Raw genomic sequence first — 19480 nt, 5'->3', positions numbered from 1 at the left:
TGGGGTACGCTCGAACGCAGCCAGATGTTCAATCCAAACAATGGAGTACAGCATGGGATACAAGAAGATTCAGGTTCCAGCCGTCGGCGACAAAATCACCGTCAACGCAGACCATTCTCTCAATGTTCCTAACAACCCGATCATCCCCTTCATCGAAGGCGATGGTATTGGCGTTGATATCAGCCCGGTCATGATCAAGGTTGTCGATGCTGCTGTTAAGAAAGCTTACGGCGGCGAGCGCAAAATTTCCTGGATGGAAGTCTACGCCGGGGAGAAAGCGACTCAGGTTTACGATCAGGACACCTGGCTGCCTCAGGAAACCCTGGACGCGGTCAAGGATTATGTAGTTTCCATCAAGGGCCCTCTGACCACCCCGGTCGGCGGTGGCATCCGTTCGCTGAACGTGGCCCTGCGTCAGCAACTCGACCTGTATGTGTGCCTGCGTCCTGTGCGCTGGTTCGAAGGCGTACCGAGCCCGGTCAAGAAGCCAGGCGATGTCGACATGACCATCTTTCGTGAAAACTCGGAAGACATTTATGCCGGTATCGAATGGAAAGCCGGTTCGCCGGAAGCGACCAAGGTCATCAAGTTCCTTAAAGAAGAAATGGGCGTCACCAAGATCCGTTTCGACGAAAACTGCGGTATCGGCGTCAAGCCGGTGTCCCTGGAAGGCACCAAGCGTCTGGCGCGCAAGGCCCTGCAGTATGTGGTCGACAACGACCGCGACTCGCTGACCATCGTGCACAAAGGCAACATCATGAAGTTCACCGAAGGTGCCTTCAAGGAATGGGCCTACGAAGTGGCCGCTGAAGAATTCGGCGCGACCCTGCTCGACGGCGGTCCGTGGATGCAGTTCAAGAACCCGAAAACCGGCAAGAACGTCATCGTCAAGGACGCCATCGCCGACGCCATGCTCCAGCAGATCCTGCTGCGCCCGGCCGAATACGATGTAATCGCGACCCTGAACCTCAACGGCGACTACCTCTCCGACGCCCTGGCGGCCGAAGTGGGCGGTATCGGTATCGCGCCGGGTGCCAACCTGTCCGACACCGTGGCCATGTTCGAAGCCACCCACGGTACTGCGCCGAAGTACGCCGGCAAGGACCAGGTCAACCCGGGTTCGTTGATCCTGTCCGCCGAGATGATGCTGCGTCACATGGGCTGGACCGAAGCGGCCGACCTGATCATCAAAGGCACCAACGGCGCGATTTCCGCAAAAACCGTGACCTATGACTTCGAACGTCTGATGGAGGGCGCAAAACTGCTGTCGTCTTCTGCGTTTGGTGATGCGTTGATCTCGCACATGTAAACCAGCTGACAAAAAAACCGCCTTCGGGCGGTTTTTTTATGACTGGATGACGAGCTGCGTCAGCTCGACACTGTTTCTTGCCGGGTGGCAGGGGTGCTCTGTTCGTTCGAAGGGGTGGCAGCCGCGATCTTTACTGCATGCAGCCCTTTGGGGCCCTGAATGATCTCAAAGCTAACGATTTGTCCGGCCTTGAGGGTCTTGTATCCGTCCATCACAATGGCCGAATAGTGGGCGAAGAAATCGATTTCCTTTCCATCCTCGTCGCGACCTTCTCTGGCGTCGGTGTTAATGAAACCGAACCCCTTGGCATTGTTGAACCATTTCACCTTACCGACAGCCATACCCATATCCCTCTGCAACAGACTCCATCACTGGAGTATCATCCAGTTAATCCGCAGTCTAATCTTGCAAATAGATTGACTCCGCGGACCTTTTTTACCCACTGTGGGCTCTATTGGTTGTAACACCGATTTTCCGATAGTCAAGGTGACCGGGCAGTCGGAGTTGAAAACGTTCATAACAGCCCCCACCACTGTATTTGCACAACTGACGAACCTTTCTTTCCATGCATGCAATTAGCCAGATTCGACTAACATTCAATCAGGATCGCCCTGATTTACACGACGACGATTCCGCAGGCATTGCTGTTCAGGAGGCTAAGCCTGCTCTACAGGCGCCACCGATGTACAAGGTGGTTTTGTTCAACGATGACTACACACCGATGGATTTCGTCGTCGAAGTGCTCGAGGTGTTTTTTAACCTGAATCGCGAGCTGGCGACCAAGGTCATGCTGGCCGTCCACACAGAAGGACGGGCAGTATGTGGAGTGTTTACCCGCGACATCGCGGAGACCAAGGCCATGCAGGTCAACCAGTACGCCAGGGAAAGCCAGCATCCGCTACTCTGTGAAATCGAGAAGGACGGTTAATCGCCGACCACTTGGGTATGAGGTGAAGCTATGTTAAACCGCGAGCTCGAAGTCACCCTCAATCTTGCCTTCAAGGAGGCTCGTTCGAAGCGTCATGAATTCATGACCGTCGAACACCTGCTGTTGGCCCTATTGGATAATGAGGCTGCCGCCACCGTTTTGCGTGCCTGCGGCGCAAACCTCGACAAACTCAAGCATGATCTGCAGGAGTTCATCGACTCCACCACGCCATTGATCCCTCTTCATGACGAGGATCGTGAAACCCAGCCAACCCTGGGCTTCCAGCGTGTACTGCAACGTGCTGTCTTTCACGTACAGAGCTCGGGCAAACGCGAGGTGACTGGTGCTAACGTGCTGGTCGCAATCTTCAGTGAGCAAGAGAGTCAGGCAGTGTTTCTGCTGAAACAGCAGAGCGTTGCGCGCATCGATGTCGTCAACTACATCGCCCATGGCATTTCCAAAGTGCCAGGGCATGGCGATCACTCTGAAGGTGAACAAGATATGCAGGACGACGAGGGCGGTGAGTCTTCTTCTTCAGGCAATCCTCTGGATGCTTATGCCAGCAACCTCAACGAACTCGCGCGCCAGGGTCGTATCGATCCGTTGGTAGGCCGTGAGCTGGAAGTCGAGCGCGTCGCGCAGATCCTCGCGCGTCGTCGCAAAAACAACCCGCTGCTGGTGGGCGAGGCAGGCGTGGGTAAAACCGCGATTGCCGAAGGCCTGGCCAAACGCATTGTCGACAACCAGGTACCGGATCTGCTGGCCAACAGCGTGGTGTATTCCCTCGATCTGGGGGCTTTGCTGGCCGGGACCAAATACCGCGGCGATTTCGAGAAGCGCTTCAAGGCGCTGCTCAATGAGCTGAAAAAACGTCCGCAGGCGATCCTGTTCATCGACGAGATCCACACCATCATCGGTGCGGGCGCTGCGTCCGGTGGCGTCATGGATGCCTCGAACCTGCTCAAGCCATTACTGTCTTCGGGCGATATTCGCTGCATCGGTTCGACCACGTTCCAGGAATTCCGTGGGATCTTCGAGAAGGACCGTGCCCTGGCTCGGCGCTTCCAGAAGGTCGATGTGTCGGAACCTTCGGTGGAAGACACCATTGGCATCCTGCGTGGCCTGAAAGGCCGTTTCGAAGCGCACCACAACATCGAATACAGCGATGAAGCCCTGCGCGCCGCTGCGGAGCTGGCCTCGCGTTACATCAATGACCGGCACATGCCGGACAAGGCCATCGACGTCATCGACGAGGCGGGCGCCTATCAGCGTCTGCAACCGATCGAGAAGCGCGTGAAACGTATCGAAGTGCCTCAGGTCGAGGACATCGTTGCGAAAATCGCGCGAATTCCGCCAAAACACGTCACCAGTTCCGACAAAGAGCTGCTGCGTAACCTTGAGCGTGACCTGAAACTCACGGTCTTTGGCCAGGATGCGGCGATCGACTCGCTGTCGACTGCGATCAAACTGTCCCGTGCCGGCCTCAAGTCGCCTGACAAGCCAGTCGGTTCGTTCCTGTTCGCAGGGCCGACCGGTGTCGGTAAAACCGAAGCCGCGCGGCAACTGGCCAAGGCGTTGGGTGTCGAGCTGGTTCGCTTCGACATGTCCGAGTACATGGAACGCCACACCGTATCGCGTCTGATCGGTGCACCTCCAGGCTATGTCGGGTTCGATCAGGGCGGTTTGCTGACCGAAGCCATCACCAAGCAGCCTCACTGCGTGCTGTTGCTCGATGAAATCGAGAAGGCGCATCCGGAAGTCTTCAACCTGCTGTTGCAGGTCATGGACCACGGTACGCTGACCGATAACAACGGGCGCAAGGCGGACTTCCGTAACGTGATCGTCATCATGACGACCAACGCCGGTGCCGAGACTGCAGCGCGTGCTTCGATCGGTTTCACCTATCAGGACCACTCGTCCGATGCGATGGAAGTGATCAAGAAGAGCTTCACGCCGGAATTCCGTAACCGTCTGGACACCATTATCCAGTTTGGTCGCCTCAGCCATGAGGTCATCAAAAGCGTGGTGGACAAGTTCCTTACCGAACTTCAGGCGCAGCTGGAAGACAAGCGCGTGCAGCTGGAAGTGACGGACGCAGCGCGCGGCTGGCTGGCAGCGAGTGGGTACGACACGGCAATGGGCGCTCGTCCAATGGCGCGTTTGATCCAGGACAAGATCAAGCGTCCACTGGCCGAAGAGATCCTCTTTGGCGAACTGGCCGACCATGGTGGTGTGGTACACATCGACCTCAAGGACGGCGAGCTGACCTTCGAGTTCGAGACCACGGCTGAAATGGCCTGACGTTAAACCGCAACAAAGCAGAAAGGCGCCGATTGGCGCCTTTTTGCTGTCTGCCATGATCGTTCCCACGCTCCGCGTGGGAATGCAGCCCGGGACGCTCCGCGTCCCTTCAAAAGCCGAACGCAGAGCGTCCGTTGAGGCATTCCCACGCAGAGCGTGGGAACGATCCGCATTCACGCACAAACAAAAACGCCCGGCATAGCCGGGCGTTTTGTATTGACTTGATTAGCGAGCGCGGTAGGTGATGCGCCCTTTGCTCAAGTCATAGGGCGTCAGCTCGACGCGCACTTTGTCGCCGGTAAGAATACGGATGTAGTTCTTGCGCATCTTGCCGGAGATATGCGCGGTTACGACGTGCCCATTTTCCAACTCCACACGAAACATGGTGTTGGGCAGGGTGTCGACGACAGTGCCTTCCATTTCGAAGCTGTCTTCTTTCGACATGCAGTAAAGCCCTCGGTGTCCAATGAATGGCCCGGTGCAACTGCGCCAGGCAAAAGCGGCGTGCATTGTGCCCGAAAAATGGGGTTTAAGCCAAGGGGTTAGTGTCCTGTCTCACAAATACGTTCCTCTTTTGGCGAGTGGCTGTTGTCGTCAGGCAAGGCGCCGCGACGAGTCATAGCCCGCTATGGCAAGGAGCGGCAACGCAGCATGATGACAACAGACGCCGTCAAAAAGGAACAGTATTTGCGAGACAGGGCACTAGCTCAGGATGACCCAACGCTGATTAATCAGCAGTTCGATAGGGCGATATTGGGTCTTGTAGCTCATTTTTTTGCAGTTTTTGATCCAGTAGCCGAGATAGACGGCTTCCAGCCCCAGGCGTCGGGCCTCGCCGATTTGCCAGAGGATTGCATAGCGCCCCAGGCTACGACGCTCCTCCGCAGGTTCATAGAAGGTGTAGACCGCCGACAGGCCGTTGGGCAGCAAGTCAGTGACGGCCACGGCCAGCAGGCGGCCTTCGAGACGAAATTCGTAGAAACGGGAGAATGGCAGATCACGTACCAGGAAGGTCGAAAACTGGTCGCGGCTCGGCGGATACATATCGCCGTCGGCATGACGTTGTTCGATGTAGCGCTGATAAAGGTCGAAGTACTCTTCGCTGAACTTTGGTCTGGCCGGACGCACCTGTAAGTCGGCATTGCGTTTGACAATGCGTTTCTGCTGACGGTTGGGGGTAAATTGCGCCACAGGAATGCGCGCCGGTACGCACGCATTGCAATGCTGGCAATGAGGCCGGTAGAGATGATCGCCACTGCGACGAAAACCCATTTCCGACAGGTCTGCATAGACATGCACATCCATGGGCTGACTAGGGTCGAGGAACAGCGTCGTGGCCTGCTCCTCGGGCAGATAGCTGCAAGAGTGGGGCTGAGTGGCATAAAACTTCAAACGCGCCAACTCGGTCATGATCAACCCTCGGGATAAGCTTTTGATTAGGGGGCGCTCTCAATGAGTTTCCCCGCATTAAGTGTAAGCCACACGCGCCAATGTCGCTCAGCAAACCCAAGTGGCGCGGCCCGGTTGATCCAGGTGCCGCGCAAGGTAGCCGGCAAATTCGCGGCGGGGAATCGCTCGGGCGCCCAGGCTGTGCAGATGATCGGTAGGCATCTGGCAGTCGATCAGCACAAAACCCGAGTCTTTCAGGTGTCGCACCAAGGTGGCGAAGCCATACTTGGAAGCGTTGTCGGCGCGGCTGAACATAGATTCGCCAAAAAATAACTGCCCCATAGCCAGGCCGTAGAGCCCGCCGACCAGCACGCCATCGTCCCAGACCTCCACTGAATGGGCATAACCACGCCTGTGCAGTTCGACGTAGGCATCCTGCATCTCTTGGGTGATCCAGGTGCCGTCAGCGTATTCGCGCGGTGCGGCGCAGGCGCGGATGACCGCGGCAAAATCCCGATCGAAGGTCACTTGATAGCGCTGTTGGCGCAGCAGTTTGTTCAAACTACGGGAGACATGCAGTTCGTCGGGAAACAGTACCGTGCGCGGGTCCGGCGACCACCAGAGAATCGGCTGGCCCTCCGAGAACCACGGGAAGCAGCCGTGACGATAGGCTTGAATCAGACGATCGGCGGACAGATCGCCGCCCGCGGCCAGCAGCCCGTTGGGGTCGCGCATGGCTTTTTCCAGCGGCGGGAAGGTCAGGGTGTTGCGTTGTAACCAAGTCAGCATGGCATCCGGGCTTGCAGAAGGGGAGGGCGGTAGCGGGCCGTTGAGCCCGCCTTGCGGAGGTTAACCGTCAAACGGTGGGGATGTCATCGAGATACTTCTCGGCATCCAGCGCGGCCATGCAGCCGGCCCCGGCGGACGTCACCGCCTGGCGGTAAATATGATCGGCCACGTCACCGGCGGCGAACACGCCTGCAATGTCCGTGGCAGTGGCATCACCTTCGCTGCCGCCCTTGATCAGCAGATAACCGTCGCGCATTTTCAGCTGGCCCTGGAACAGGTCGGTATTGGGCTTGTGGCCAATGGCGATGAATACGCCGGCCAGCGGCAAGTCATTGGTTTCGCCCGTATGGCTGTGCCGCAGGCGGGCACCGGTCACGCCGCTGGCATCGCCCAATACTTCGTCCAGATTCTGGTTCCAGTGCAGGCGGATATTGCCGTTGGCGGCTTTTTCGAAGAGCTTGTCCTGGAGGATCTTCTCCGAGCGCAGTTTGTCGCGACGGTGAATCAGGTGGACTTCCTTGGCGATATTCGACAGGTACAGCGCTTCTTCCACGGCCGTGTTACCTCCGCCGACCACCGCGACCACCTGGTTGCGGTAAAAGAAGCCATCGCAGGTGGCGCAGGCCGAAACCCCTTTGCCGGCAAAGGCTTCTTCCGATGGCAGCCCCAGGTATTGGGCCGAAGCGCCGGTGGCGATAATCAGCGCATCGCAGGTGTAGGTGCCGCTGTCGCCGATAAGCTCGAACGGGCGCTGTTGCAACTTGGCCGTATGGATGTGGTCGTAAACGATCTCTGTGTCGAAGCGTTCGGCGTGTTTTTGCATGCGTTCCATCAGTACCGGGCCGGTCAGGCCTTCGACGTCGCCGGGCCAGTTGTCGACTTCGACGGTGGTGGTCAGCTGGCCACCTGCCTGTATGCCGGTGATGACAACGGGTTTGAGGTTGGCGCGAGCGGCATAAACGGCTGCGCTGTAACCGGCGGGTCCGGAACCCAGAATGATCAGGCGGGAATGCTTCGCTTCAGTCATAAAAACACCTCATAAGCCTTTGTCACAAAAGAGAATGCATGCTCAAATTGGACCGCGCGTACTGTGCTGTTGGCTATGCTGCACCCAAGGGTCTCAAGCATGGCATCGGGTGAACAAACCCGTACAATGCTCGCTTGTAACAGTGTTTGTATCAAAAAAGCGGTGCGTGCCGTATTTCGAAAAACCGGGGCGCAGTGTTAAAAGTAGTCCCAGTTGCGCCTGTTAACTTTTTTACCTGCCTGGATTGGGCAGTTTTTATAGTCATTCAACAGATGGACGCGCCATGGGCGCAGGAAAAGAAGCGTTTTGAAGAAATCCACCGCAGCACCTAAAACAGTCGTCCCGCTCTGGCGCCAGCAATTGCACTACCGGCTCAAGGAAGGTGCATTGATCGCCATCGGCGCCTTGTGCCTGTTCCTGATGATGGCTTTGTTGACCTATGGCAAAGACGATCCGGGCTGGAGCCATAACAGCAAGATCGACGATGTGCAGAACTTCGGCGGGCCGGCCGGCTCTTACAGCGCCGACATCCTGTTCATGGTCCTGGGTTACTTCGCCTACATTTTTCCGTTGCTGCTGGCGATCAAGGCGTATCAGATCTTCCGCCAGCGCCATGAGCCGTGGCAGTGGAGCGGCTGGTTGTTCTCCTGGCGCCTGATCGGCCTGGTGTTTCTGGTGCTGTCGGGTGCAGCGCTGGCCCACATCCATTTTCATGCGGCGACCGGTCTACCGGCCGGCGCGGGCGGCGCTTTGGGCGAAAGCCTCGGCGATCTGGCCCGGAACGCGCTGAATATCCAGGGCAGCACGCTATTGTTCATCGCGCTGTTCCTGTTCGGCCTGACAGTGTTCACCGACCTGTCGTGGTTCAAGGTGATGGACGTCACCGGCAAGATCACCCTTGATCTGTTCGAACTGTTTCAGGGCGCGGCCAATCGCTGGTGGGCGGCCCGTGTCGAACGCAAGCAACTGGTTGCCCAGTTGCGTGAGGTCGATGATCGCGTGCATGACGTGGTCGCGCCGACCGTCACCGACAAACGCGAGCAGGCCAAGGTCAAGGAGCGCCTGATCGAGCGTGAGCAAGCCCTGAGCAAGCACATGTCCGAACGCGAGAAGCAGGTACCTCCGGTGATTGCCCCGGCTCCGCCCAAACCGGCAGCTCCCAGCAAGCGCGTGGAAAAAGAGAAACAGGCGCCGTTGTTCGTCGACAGCGCCGTGGAAGGCACCTTGCCACCGATCTCGATTCTCGACCCCGCGGAAAAGAAACAACTCAATTATTCGCCTGAATCCCTCGCGGCCGTCGGCCACTTGCTGGAAATCAAGCTCAAGGAATTCGGCGTCGAGGTCTCGGTGGATTCGATTCACCCGGGCCCGGTAATTACCCGTTACGAAATCCAGCCCGCGGCCGGCGTCAAAGTCAGCCGCATCTCCAACCTGGCGAAAGACCTGGCCCGTTCCCTGGCCGTGACCAGCGTGCGTGTCGTGGAAGTGATTCCGGGCAAGACCACGGTCGGTATCGAGATTCCTAACGAAGACCGGCAGATCGTGCGGTTCTCCGAGGTCTTGTCGACCCCCGAGTACGATAACTTCAAGTCCCCGGTCACCCTGGCCCTGGGTCATGATATCGGCGGCAAGCCGGTCATCACCGACCTGGCGAAAATGCCGCACTTGCTGGTGGCCGGTACGACCGGTTCCGGTAAGTCGGTGGGTGTGAACGCGATGATCCTGTCGATTCTGTTCAAGTCTGGCCCGGAAGACGCCAAGCTGATCATGATCGACCCGAAAATGCTTGAGCTGTCGATCTACGAAGGCATTCCGCACCTGCTGTGTCCGGTGGTCACCGACATGAAGGACGCCGCCAACGCCTTGCGCTGGAGCGTTGCCGAGATGGAACGGCGCTACAAGCTGATGGCGAAAATGGGCGTGCGTAACCTGTCGGGCTTCAACGCCAAGGTCAAGGAAGCCCAGGACGCCGGCGAGCCGTTGAGCGATCCGCTGTACAAGCGCGAAAGCATCCACGACGAGGCACCCCTGCTGCAAAAACTGCCGACCATCGTCGTGGTCGTCGACGAATTCGCCGACATGATGATGATCGTCGGCAAGAAGGTTGAAGAGCTGATCGCCCGTATTGCCCAGAAGGCCCGTGCGGCCGGCATCCACTTGATCCTCGCGACCCAGCGTCCGTCGGTGGACGTGATCACCGGTCTGATCAAGGCGAACATTCCGACCCGCATGGCGTTCCAGGTATCGAGCAAGATCGATTCGCGGACCATCATCGACCAGGGCGGCGCCGAACAACTGCTGGGCCACGGTGATATGTTGTACATGCCGCCGGGCACCAGTCTGCCGATTCGTGTTCACGGCGCGTTCGTGTCCGATGACGAGGTTCACCGGGTGGTTGAAGCCTGGAAACTGCGCGGCGCGCCGGAATACAACGATGACATCCTCGCCGGTGTCGAAGAAGCCGGTAGCGGCTTTGAAAACGGCGGCGGTGGCGGTGACGATGATGCCGAAACCGATGCGCTCTACGACGAAGCGGTGCAGTTCGTACTGGAAAGTCGTCGTGCGTCCATCTCTGCGGTTCAGCGCAAGCTGAAAATCGGCTACAACCGCGCGGCGCGCATGATCGAAGCCATGGAAATGGCCGGGGTCGTGACATCCATGAACACCAACGGTTCGCGTGAAGTCCTGGCCCCTGGCCCGGTGCGTGACTGATCCGGTTTTGAAAGGGGTGGTGTCTTGAGGCGCCGCCCGCACTCCCACGAATGTTTATGAGGACTCCCATGCGTCTTATCCGCATGTTGCTGCTGCCGGTACTGGCTTTGACCACGCTCTCGGCCCACGCCGATGACAAGGACGTGGCGCGTCTGACTCAACTGCTGGAAAAATCCCAGACCCTGACCGCGCGTTTCTCCCAGCTGACTCTTGATGGCAGCGGCACCCAGTTGCAGGAAACTGCCGGTCAAATGTCCTTGCAGCGCCCGGGCCTGTTCTACTGGCACACCGATGCGCCGCAAGAGCAACTGATGGTGTCCGATGGCAAGAAGGTTTCCCTGTGGGACCCGGACCTGGAGCAGGTCACCATCAAGACCCTCGACCAGCGCCTGACCCAGACTCCGGCCCTGTTGTTGTCCGGTGATGTATCCAAGATCAGCCAGAGCTTCGACATCAGTGCCAAGGAAGCCGGCGGCGTGATCGACTTCACCCTGAAGCCGAAAACCAAAGACACCCTGTTCGACAGCCTGCGTCTTTCGTTCCGCAACGGTCTGGTCAATGACATGCAACTGATTGATAGCGTCGGTCAGCGCACCAATATCCTGTTCACCGGCGTGAAGGCCAACGAGCCGATTCCGGCGTCCAAGTTCAAGTTCGACATCCCTAAAGGGGCGGACGTGATCCAGGAGTAAGACGCATAACCTGTGGGAGCGAGCCTGCTCGCGATAGCGTCGGGTCAGTCAACATTGATGTTGAATGTAATGCCGCCATCGCGAGCAGGCTCGCTCCCACAGGGATCAGCGGTGTTCAAATTATTGACTGATAGGCAGTGAGGTTTCGCAAGTAGTGATGGACCTGTTTCGCAGCGCCCCGATTGCTCAGCCCTTGGCCGCACGCCTGCGTGCGACCAATCTGGACGAGTACGTCGGTCAGGAACACCTGCTCGCTCGCGGCAAGCCTTTGCGTGAAGCGCTGGAGCAGGGTGCCCTGCATTCGATGATTTTCTGGGGGCCGCCGGGGGTGGGTAAAACCACGTTGGCGCGGCTGCTCGCGGAAGTCTCCGATGCGCACTTCGAAACGGTTTCGGCAGTACTGGCCGGCGTGAAGGAAATCCGCCAGGCGGTGGAAGTCGCCAAGCAGCAGGCCGGGCAGTACGGTAAACGCACCATCCTGTTCGTCGACGAAGTGCACCGCTTCAACAAGTCCCAGCAGGATGCGTTCCTGCCATACGTTGAAGATGGCACGCTGATTTTCATCGGCGCAACCACCGAAAACCCCTCGTTCGAACTCAATAACGCGCTCCTGTCCCGGGCGCGCGTCTATGTGCTCAAAAGCCTCGACGAAGCGGCCCTGCGCAAGCTGGTGCATCGCGCGCTGACCGAAGAGCGCGGGCTGGGCAAGCGGCAACTGACCCTCAGCGACGAGGGCTTCCAGATGCTGTTGTCCGCCGCCGATGGCGATGGCCGGCGTCTGCTCAACCTGCTGGAAAACGCCTCGGACCTGGCCGAAGACAACAGTGAAATCGGCGTCGATCTGCTGCAAAGTCTGCTCGGTGACACCCGTCGGCGCTTCGACAAGGGCGGCGAAGCCTTCTACGACCAGATCTCCGCGCTGCATAAGTCGGTGCGCGGTTCCAATCCCGATGGCGCGCTGTACTGGTTCGCGCGGATGATCGACGGCGGTTGCGACCCGCTGTACCTGGCCCGGCGCGTGGTGCGCATGGCCAGCGAAGACATCGGCAACGCCGACCCTCGCGCCCTGAGCCTGTGCCTGGCGGCGTGGGAAGTGCAGGAGCGGCTCGGCAGCCCAGAAGGTGAGTTGGCAGTGGCCCAGGCCATTACGTATCTGGCCTGCGCGCCGAAAAGCAATGCGGTGTACATGGGCTTTAAAGCCGCGATACGCAGCGCCACCGAACATGGTTCGCTCGAAGTGCCGCTGCACTTGCGCAATGCGCCGACCAAGTTGATGAAGCAATTGGGTTATGGCGATGAATACCGTTATGCCCACGATGAACCGGATGCCTACGCCGCTGGCGAAGACTACTTCCCGGACGAGCTCGAACCGCAACGGTTTTATCAGCCCGTGCCCCGCGGCCTGGAACTGAAAATCGGCGAAAAGCTTAATCACCTCGCGCAGCTTGATCGTCTAAGCCCCCGGCAGCGGAGAAAATAGTGATTCCATTGATCGTTGCCGTTTCTGTCGGCGGTGTCGCCGGCACGCTATTGCGCTTCGCCACCGGTAACTGGATCAACGCGAATTGGCCGCGGCACTTCTATACCGCGACGCTGGCCGTTAATATCGTGGGCTGTTTGCTGATCGGCGTTCTATACGGTCTGTTTTTGATTCGCCCGGAGGTACCGTTTGCGGTGCGCGCCGGGTTGATGGTCGGCTTCCTCGGGGGGCTGACGACTTTTTCATCCTTTTCACTGGATACGGTGCGCCTGCTGGAAACCGGGCAAGTGCCGCTGGCCCTGGGCTATGCGGTCATCAGCGTATTCGGCGGGCTGCTCGCCACCTGGGCTGGCCTGTCCTTGACCAAACTTTGATAACGAGAAACCGACATGCTCGATTCCAAACTGTTACGTAGCAACCTTCAGGACGTAGCGGACCGCCTGGCATCCCGTGGCTATGCTCTGGATGTTGCGCGCATCGAAGCGCTGGAAGAACAGCGCAAGACCGTCCAGACCCGCACCGAAGCTCTGCAGGCTGAACGTAACGCGCGCTCCAAGTCCATCGGTCAGGCCAAGCAGCGCGGCGAAGACATCGCGCCGTTGATGGCGGACGTCGAGCGCATGGCGGGTGAGTTGAGCGCCGGTAAAGTCGAGCTGGACGCGATCCAGACCGAGCTGGATTCGATCCTGCTGGGCATTCCGAACCTGCCGCACGAATCGGTGCCGGTCGGCGATGACGAAGAAGGCAACGTTGAAGTGCGCCGCTGGGGCACGCCTAAGGCCTTCGATTTCCCGGTTCAGGACCACGTGGCCCTGGGTGAGAAGTTCGGCTGGCTGGACTTCGAAACCGCCGCCAAGCTGTCCGGCGCCCGTTTCGCCCTGCTGCGTGGCCCGATCGCCCGTCTGCACCGTGCGCTGGCGCAGTTCATGATCAACCTGCACATCAACGAACACGGTTACGAGGAGGCTTACACCCCGTACCTGGTGCAGGCGCCTGCGTTGCAGGGCACCGGTCAGCTGCCGAAATTCGAAGAAGACCTGTTCAAAATCAGCCGCGAAGGCGAAGCCGATCTGTACCTGATCCCGACCGCTGAAGTGTCGCTGACCAACATCGTCGCCGGCGAAATCGTCGATTCGAAACTGCTGCCGATCAAGTTCGTGGCGCACACGCCGTGCTTCCGCAGCGAGGCCGGTGCATCGGGTCGCGATACTCGCGGCATGATCCGTCAGCACCAGTTCGACAAGGTCGAGATGGTGCAGATCGTTGAACCATCGACCTCGATGGAAGCGCTGGAAGGCCTGACTGCCAACGCCGAAAAAGTCCTGCAACTGCTGGAACTTCCGTATCGCACCCTGGCGCTGTGCACGGGCGACATGGGCTTCAGCGCGGTCAAGACCTACGACCTGGAAGTGTGGATTCCAAGCCAGGACAAATACCGCGAAATTTCGTCGTGCTCCAACTGCGGCGATTTCCAGGCCCGCCGCATGCAAGCGCGTTTCCGCAACCCGGAAACCGGCAAGCCTGAGCTGGTCCACACCCTGAACGGTTCCGGCCTGGCGGTCGGTCGTACCCTGGTGGCGGTGCTCGAGAACTACCAGCAGGCCGACGGTTCGATCCGTGTGCCTGAGGTGCTCAAGCCGTACATGGGTGGCCTTGAGGTCATCGGCTAAATGGACTATCTGCCGCTGTTTCATAACCTTCGCGGCAGTCGTGTATTGGTCGTCGGCGGAGGGGAGATTGCCTTGCGCAAATCCCGCCTGCTGGCTGAAGCCGGTGCGCTGCTGCGGGTGGTTGCACCGCAAATCGAACCGCAACTGCGCGAGCTAGTGGTCGGCAGCGGTGGCGAGTGCCTGGTGCGTGGCTACGTCGAGGCGGATCTGGACGGTTGCGGGCTGATCATCGCCGCCACCGACGACGAACCGCTGAACGCGCAAGTCTCCGCCGATGCTCATCGGCGTTGCGTGCCGGTCAACGTGGTGGACGCGCCTGCCCTGTGCAGCGTGATCTTCCCGGCGATCGTCGATCGTTCTCCGTTGATCATCGCGGTGTCCAGCGGCGGCGATGCGCCGGTGCTGGCGCGGTTGATTCGCGCCAAGCTGGAAACCTGGATTCCTTCGACCTACGGGCAACTGGCCGGTCTGGCGGCGCGTTTCCGTACTCAGGTCAAAGGTCTGTTTCCGGATGTGCAGCAGCGCCGGGCGTTCTGGGAGGATGTATTCCAGGGCCCGATTGCCGACCGGCAACTGGCCGGGCAGGGCGCCGAGGCCGAGCGCTTGATGCTGGCGAAAATCAATGGCGAAGCACCTGTCGCTACCGGCGAGGTTTATCTGGTGGGCGCCGGGCCGGGTGACCCCGACCTGTTGACCTTCCGCGCCTTGCGTCTGATGCAGCAAGCCGATGTGGTGCTGTATGACCGTTTGGTGGCGCCGGCGATTCTGGATTTGTGCCGTCGCGATGCCGAGCGGGTCTACGTCGGCAAGCGCCGCGCCGATCACGCCGTGCCTCAGGAACAGATCAACCAGCATCTGGTGGATCTGGCCAAGGCCGGCAAGCGCGTGGTGCGCTTGAAGGGCGGCGATCCGTTCATTTTCGGGCGCGGTGGCGAAGAGATCGAAGAGCTGGCAGCCCATGGCATTCCGTTCCAGGTCGTCCCGGGCATTACCGCGGCCAGTGGTTGCGCGGCCTATGCCGGGATTCCACTGACTCACCGCGATTACGCGCAGTCGGTGCGGTTTGTCACCGGGCACCTCAAGGACGGTTCCACTGATTTGCCGTGGGCCGACCTGGTCGCGCCGGCGCAAACCCTGGTGTTTTACATGGGGCTGGTGGGCCTGCCGATCATCTGCGAGCAGTTGATCAAGCACGGTCGCGCGGCCGATACCCCGGCAGCGTTGATCCAGCAGGGCACCACGGTCAATCAGCGGGTGTTTACCGGCACCCTGGCCGACCTTCCTCGGCTGGTGGCGGAGCATGAAGTACATGCGCCGACGCTGGTGATCGTCGGGGAAGTGGTGCAACTGCGCGAGAAACTGGCGTGGTTTGAAGGGGCTCAGGGGCAGGTCTGATTTGTGGCGAGGGGGCTTGCCCCCGTTGGGGCGCGTAGCGGCCCTGAAAGCGTCGTACGGGGTCTCACTGAAAGTCCGCGTCCGCCGGTTTGCGACTGCTTCGCAGCCGAACGGGGGCAAGCCCCCTCGCCACAGTTGATCGTGATCATTTTCAGGTTTCAGTGTTCTGTCAGGCCTTGCGCCAAACCCCTTTCCCCTTCAACCGCTCCCGATCATGAGCTGCAGTGAAATCCTGCGCCGGCCCTTTAGGCACGATCCCGGTTGGATTGATGGTCTTGTGGCTACCGTAGTAGTGATTCTTGATGTGCTCAAAACTCACCGTTTCGGCTATCCCCGGCCACTGATAAATCTCCCGTAGCCAGTTCGACAGATTCGGATAATCGGCAATCCGCCGCAGGTTGCACTTGAAGTGTCCGAAGTACACCGCATCGAAACGAATCAGCGTAGTGAACAGCCTGATGTCGGCTTCCGTCAGGTATTCACCCGTCAGGTAACGATTCGCGCCCAGCAATTGCTCTAGCCGATCCAGCTCACCAAACAGTTCATCGAACGCTGCTTCATAAGCCTGCTGCGAGGTGGCGAACCCGGCGCGGTACACGCCGTTGTTCACCGCTGGATAAATCCGCTCGTTCATGGCGTCGATTTCGTTTCGCAAGGGCGCCGGGTAGAAATCCAGGTCATTGCCGGTCAGCTCATCAAAAGCGCTGTTGAACATGCGGATGATCTCCGCCGACTCATTGTTGACGATGCGATTTGTCTGTTTGTCCCACAGCACCGGCACCGTGACGCGGCCGGTGTAGTCGGCAGTATCGGCGGTGTAGCGCTGGTGCATGAAATTGAAGTGATCGAGCTTGTCGCCGGTCGAGCCCAGGTTCTTGTCAAAGGTCCAGCCGTTTTCCAGCATCAACCAACTGACTATCGACACGTCGATCAGATTTTCGAGGCCTTTGAGTTTGCGCAGGATCAGCGTGCGATGGGCCCACGGGCAGGCGAGGGATACGTAGAGATGATAGCGACCGGCCTCGGCGGCAAAACCACCGACGCCGGTCGGCCCTGGCTTGCCGTCGGCGGTCAGCCAGTGGCGACGCTGCGCCTGTTCACGCTGGAACGTGCCGTCCTTGCTTTCATACCACTGATCTTGCCAGCGGCCTTCGACTAACAAACCCATGTTCAAAACTCCTCAACCGATAAGCGTTGGAGAGGAGTCTATGCGCATGGGTTCGAACAAAAAGCGCAAAGGTTGGGCGTTTATGATCGGTTAAATCGATTTGTCCCGGGCGTCCCAGTACTGCTGGGCGGTTTCGAACGCTTGCTCGCGAGGCTGACCGAGGCCGCGCAACGCCAGGGCCATGGTCGAAATCAACGCCATTTGCGGGTAGCTATCGACCACGTCGCCACGCCACACCGCTTTCAAATGCTCCGGATCGAGGCTGGCCGGTTTGACGTGGCGCTGGGTCGACATCTGCGGCCACTCTTCATCCCAGCTTTCGCCGCCAGTGGTGCCATACAGGTGACTGTCGGCATCCGGGTTGATCTCGATTTCACCGCCATCGCCCTTGATGACGATGGCAGTGTCGCTGAGCAAACCGCTGGCCTCGCGATGTACGGCCTGATAGCCGGGGTGGAAAATGCTCTGCAGGCCGCAACGGGCGCCCAACGGATTAAGAATCCGCGCCAGGGAATGGATCGGCGAGCGCAGGCCCAAGGTGTTGCGCAGGTCGATCATCCGCTGAAGCTGCGGGGCCCAGTCCACCAATGGCATGAACGCCAGACCGCCCTGATTGAGCGCAACGTCGACCTGCTGCCAGTTGCGGCACAGTGGAATGTTCAGCGTCTCGAGCAGTTGTTCGCTGTACAGCCGACCGGCCGTGTGCGCGCCGCCGCCATGCATGAAGATGCGCACGCCGTTCTGCGCCAGGCACTTGGCCGCCAGCAGGTACCACGGCAAGTGACGCTTCTTGCCGGCATACGTCGGCCAGTCCAGATCAACCGCCAGCGCTGGCGGATTCAGGCGTTCACGCACGGCTTCGGCGAACCCGGCCATTTCCTCGGCGCTTTCTTCCTTGTGCCGCAACAGCATCAGGAAGGCGCCGAGCTGGGTGTCTTCGACCTTGTCGTCGAGTAACAGGCCCATGGCCTCGCGGGCTTCTTCGCGAGTCAGGTTGCGGGCACCGCGTTTACCTTTGCCAAGAATCCGCACGAACTGGGCGAACGGATGCTCGGCGGGCGTTTCGAGGGTCAGTGCTGGATAGTCGGTCATGCGTTCCGGAGCCTTGCTAACTGTTACATGTGGTTTATCTTCCATAAATCAGTCACTTACCTAATTTAACTTTTTCAAAATTTTTTACATCCCGACTTCATAATGAGGCACGTTCAAATGCCTCAGGACTGACACCGCCCAAGTAACTGTGGCGGCGGGTTCGGTTGTAAAACACTTAGATGTAATCGAACACATCAGCGCGATCATCCTGCCTGGTGCTGTAGATCTTCCGCTTGATCCGCTCTCGCTTCAGCGATTGCATTCGACCTGATCATTAGGTTGTACCGCTTGACTGGCAGAAAGTGGCCAGATTTTTGTTCGAGTTCCGTCCGCTGCGCGAAAAAACTACACCTCAGTGCCCTGATCACCAGAGCGATGCGGTCGCCCCCTAAACGGGTTGCTGCCGCCCTGCAGGTCTTGGAAATCTGTGCTGCGCGCTAATGCCTGCAGCGCCGCCAGCAGCAGAGCGGGTGGATTGACCATACGACGCTGTGTCAAATCCAGCCACCCGCCAGTGGATGTTACGCGAGCGGCAAGTTTACCCTTGCGGAAGAATTCGTTGCGCAGACGCATCTGGCTACCGTCTTCGGATAAACCGGCCAAGCACAGCGTACACTCCACTGAATCCAGCAGATGGAATTCGCGGAAATATTCAATCTGGTCATTAATCACCACGGGACCTATACCCAAGCGGCGAAACTCGCTCACGGGAAATCCCTGGCCAGCAAAATACGTCATGCGGACATCCACGGCCTTGTCAAGATAAGCGGTATTGCGCATATGCGAATTGAAATCCATATCGCCCCAGCCGGCGATTAGAGTCTGCTTGAACATTGTACTTCTCCGGGAAAATTACCTTTCAAGTGCGGGGGCAGGGTTTGGCGCATAACGTTGGTTTCAGGGGCCGGCTTTAGCCGGTCCCGAGCGAGTGACTTGAACCATTTGTTAGGGATGAAGACGTCAGGATGTGGACCGGGGCGACGCCTTGGATAGCGGGTGATCTAAGCTATGCCCGAGTATAGCGACAAGGCCACTCGGGCACGGCGATTCCGGCCAGGGTATTGATAGTGCGCCGCGCCAGCACTTCCCGTAGCGCCGGTGTCACTATATGGCGGTGCACATCGATCCTGCCCGCAGTCATAGCGGCTGCGATGGCGGCCTCGCTCTCTTCGACGCTGATGGTCGGGCGCATCTGAGCGCTCTCCGGAACGGAACGCGTGCCTGAAGCGAGCACGCCCGCCCCCACCAGAGCGCCAGCTCCCACTACGAATGTACGACGATTCATGACCACCTCTTGTTCTTGAAATACCGGGCCCCGTCTCGGCTCAGCGATTGCGCATGCTTTCGCCCAGGGACGCCATCGGGCCGGTCGCGGCCCGCTTGATTCGCTCGGCAATGGATTCGCCCTCGAAAATCGGCTGGGCGGTCATCACCTCATCGGTGTGGCGGTACTGCGGGAACAGGTTGAGCGCATGCCCACGACTGATGCCGTACTGGACCTGCTCCGCGAACAAGTCCGACTCAGCCA

Annotated in this window: 18 protein-coding genes and 1 pseudogene; 9 read left to right on the top strand and 10 right to left on the bottom strand. The window is 59.1% G+C overall.

Annotated features, from left to right (window positions below):
• The first annotated feature begins 52 nt into the window (after positions 1 to 52).
• Entirely contained in the window at positions 53 to 1309 is a 1257-nt protein-coding gene (gene icd, locus ACQKPC_RS01500; protein ID WP_007905029.1) for an NADP-dependent isocitrate dehydrogenase, read from the top strand.
• A gap of 59 nt (positions 1310 to 1368) precedes the next feature.
• On the opposite strand, the gene ACQKPC_RS01495 is transcribed toward icd, so the two are convergent.
• Complete coding sequence (locus ACQKPC_RS01495; RefSeq protein WP_427622869.1) at positions 1369 to 1650, bottom strand: cold shock domain-containing protein; 282 nt, start codon at positions 1648 to 1650, stop codon at positions 1369 to 1371.
• Between the two features lie 224 nt (positions 1651 to 1874).
• Here ACQKPC_RS01495 and clpS point away from each other — a divergent pair, with 224 nt between their 5' ends.
• Entirely contained in the window at positions 1875 to 2237 is a 363-nt protein-coding gene (gene clpS, locus ACQKPC_RS01490; RefSeq protein WP_015094394.1) for an ATP-dependent Clp protease adapter ClpS, read from the top strand.
• A gap of 30 nt (positions 2238 to 2267) precedes the next feature.
• Positions 2268 to 4538, top strand: coding sequence for an ATP-dependent Clp protease ATP-binding subunit ClpA (clpA, locus tag ACQKPC_RS01485; RefSeq protein WP_007905018.1), 2271 nt, complete (start codon positions 2268 to 2270; stop codon positions 4536 to 4538).
• 225 nt (positions 4539 to 4763) lie between these two features.
• On the opposite strand, the gene infA is transcribed toward clpA, so the two are convergent.
• The 4 genes from infA to trxB form a co-directional block, all read right to left on the bottom strand.
• On the bottom strand, positions 4764 to 4982 hold the full coding sequence (gene infA, locus ACQKPC_RS01480) for a translation initiation factor IF-1 (RefSeq protein WP_002553999.1): 219 nt from the start codon (positions 4980 to 4982) through the stop codon (positions 4764 to 4766).
• Positions 4983 to 5240: 258 nt separating this feature from the next.
• Positions 5241 to 5948, bottom strand: a complete 708-nt coding sequence (locus ACQKPC_RS01475; protein ID WP_305446146.1) for an arginyltransferase — start codon at positions 5946 to 5948, stop codon at positions 5241 to 5243.
• Between the two features lie 87 nt (positions 5949 to 6035).
• Positions 6036 to 6716, bottom strand: a complete 681-nt coding sequence (gene aat, locus ACQKPC_RS01470) for a leucyl/phenylalanyl-tRNA--protein transferase (RefSeq protein WP_427622868.1) — start codon at positions 6714 to 6716, stop codon at positions 6036 to 6038.
• Between the two features lie 67 nt (positions 6717 to 6783).
• Complete coding sequence (trxB, locus tag ACQKPC_RS01465; RefSeq protein ID WP_008068332.1) at positions 6784 to 7743, bottom strand: thioredoxin-disulfide reductase; 960 nt, start codon at positions 7741 to 7743, stop codon at positions 6784 to 6786.
• Positions 7744 to 8049: 306 nt separating this feature from the next.
• Between trxB and ACQKPC_RS01460 the strand changes: the two genes are divergently transcribed.
• From ACQKPC_RS01460 to cysG, 6 genes are all read left to right on the top strand, one after another.
• Entirely contained in the window at positions 8050 to 10455 is a 2406-nt protein-coding gene (locus ACQKPC_RS01460; RefSeq protein WP_253544878.1) for a DNA translocase FtsK, read from the top strand.
• A gap of 68 nt (positions 10456 to 10523) precedes the next feature.
• Positions 10524 to 11147: an outer membrane lipoprotein chaperone LolA gene (lolA, locus tag ACQKPC_RS01455; RefSeq protein WP_007904916.1), complete on the top strand. Its 624-nt coding sequence runs from the start codon at positions 10524 to 10526 to the stop codon at positions 11145 to 11147.
• A 157-nt stretch (positions 11148 to 11304) separates the two neighbouring features.
• Positions 11305 to 12627, top strand: coding sequence for a replication-associated recombination protein A (locus ACQKPC_RS01450; RefSeq protein WP_008068335.1), 1323 nt, complete (start codon positions 11305 to 11307; stop codon positions 12625 to 12627).
• Entirely contained in the window at positions 12627 to 13001 is a 375-nt protein-coding gene (gene crcB / locus ACQKPC_RS01445; protein WP_008008558.1) for a fluoride efflux transporter CrcB, read from the top strand. The genes ACQKPC_RS01450 and crcB overlap by 1 nt, the downstream gene beginning before the upstream one ends.
• Before the next feature lie 15 nt (positions 13002 to 13016).
• Positions 13017 to 14297 carry a serine--tRNA ligase gene (gene serS, locus ACQKPC_RS01440; protein ID WP_427622867.1) on the top strand — a complete coding sequence of 427 codons (1281 nt, stop codon included), beginning with the start codon at positions 13017 to 13019 and terminating at the stop codon, positions 14295 to 14297.
• Positions 14298 to 15692 (top strand): siroheme synthase CysG, encoded by a 1395-nt coding sequence (gene cysG, locus ACQKPC_RS01435; protein ID WP_427622866.1) that lies wholly within the window; start codon positions 14298 to 14300, stop codon positions 15690 to 15692.
• Between the two features lie 169 nt (positions 15693 to 15861).
• On the opposite strand, the gene ACQKPC_RS01430 is transcribed toward cysG, so the two are convergent.
• The 5 genes and pseudogenes from ACQKPC_RS01430 to ACQKPC_RS01410 all read right to left on the bottom strand — a co-directional run bounded on the left by ACQKPC_RS01430 (position 15862) and on the right by ACQKPC_RS01410 (position 19466).
• Positions 15862 to 16860 (bottom strand): glutathione S-transferase family protein, encoded by a 999-nt coding sequence (locus ACQKPC_RS01430; RefSeq protein ID WP_427622865.1) that lies wholly within the window; start codon positions 16858 to 16860, stop codon positions 15862 to 15864.
• A gap of 90 nt (positions 16861 to 16950) precedes the next feature.
• Positions 16951 to 17952 carry a glycosyl transferase family protein gene (locus tag ACQKPC_RS01425; RefSeq protein WP_427622864.1) on the bottom strand — a complete coding sequence of 334 codons (1002 nt, stop codon included), beginning with the start codon at positions 17950 to 17952 and terminating at the stop codon, positions 16951 to 16953.
• A 97-nt stretch (positions 17953 to 18049) separates the two neighbouring features.
• A pseudogene (locus tag ACQKPC_RS01420) lies at positions 18050 to 18208 on the bottom strand (IS3 family transposase); the annotation flags it as partial.
• 89 nt (positions 18209 to 18297) lie between these two features.
• A complete protein-coding gene (locus ACQKPC_RS01415; protein WP_007929174.1) occupies positions 18298 to 18786 on the bottom strand; it encodes a thioesterase family protein in 489 nt (162 codons plus the stop codon).
• 491 nt (positions 18787 to 19277) lie between these two features.
• On the bottom strand, positions 19278 to 19466 hold the full coding sequence (locus ACQKPC_RS01410) for a hypothetical protein (RefSeq protein WP_192408072.1): 189 nt from the start codon (positions 19464 to 19466) through the stop codon (positions 19278 to 19280).
• Positions 19467 to 19480: the final 14 nt, after the last annotated feature.

It is taken from the genome of Pseudomonas sp. NPDC089918 (genome assembly GCF_050280605.1).
In the GTDB taxonomy this organism is placed as follows: Bacteria; Pseudomonadota; Gammaproteobacteria; order Pseudomonadales; family Pseudomonadaceae; genus Aquipseudomonas.
This window is presented reverse-complemented; position numbering and strand designations above follow the sequence as displayed.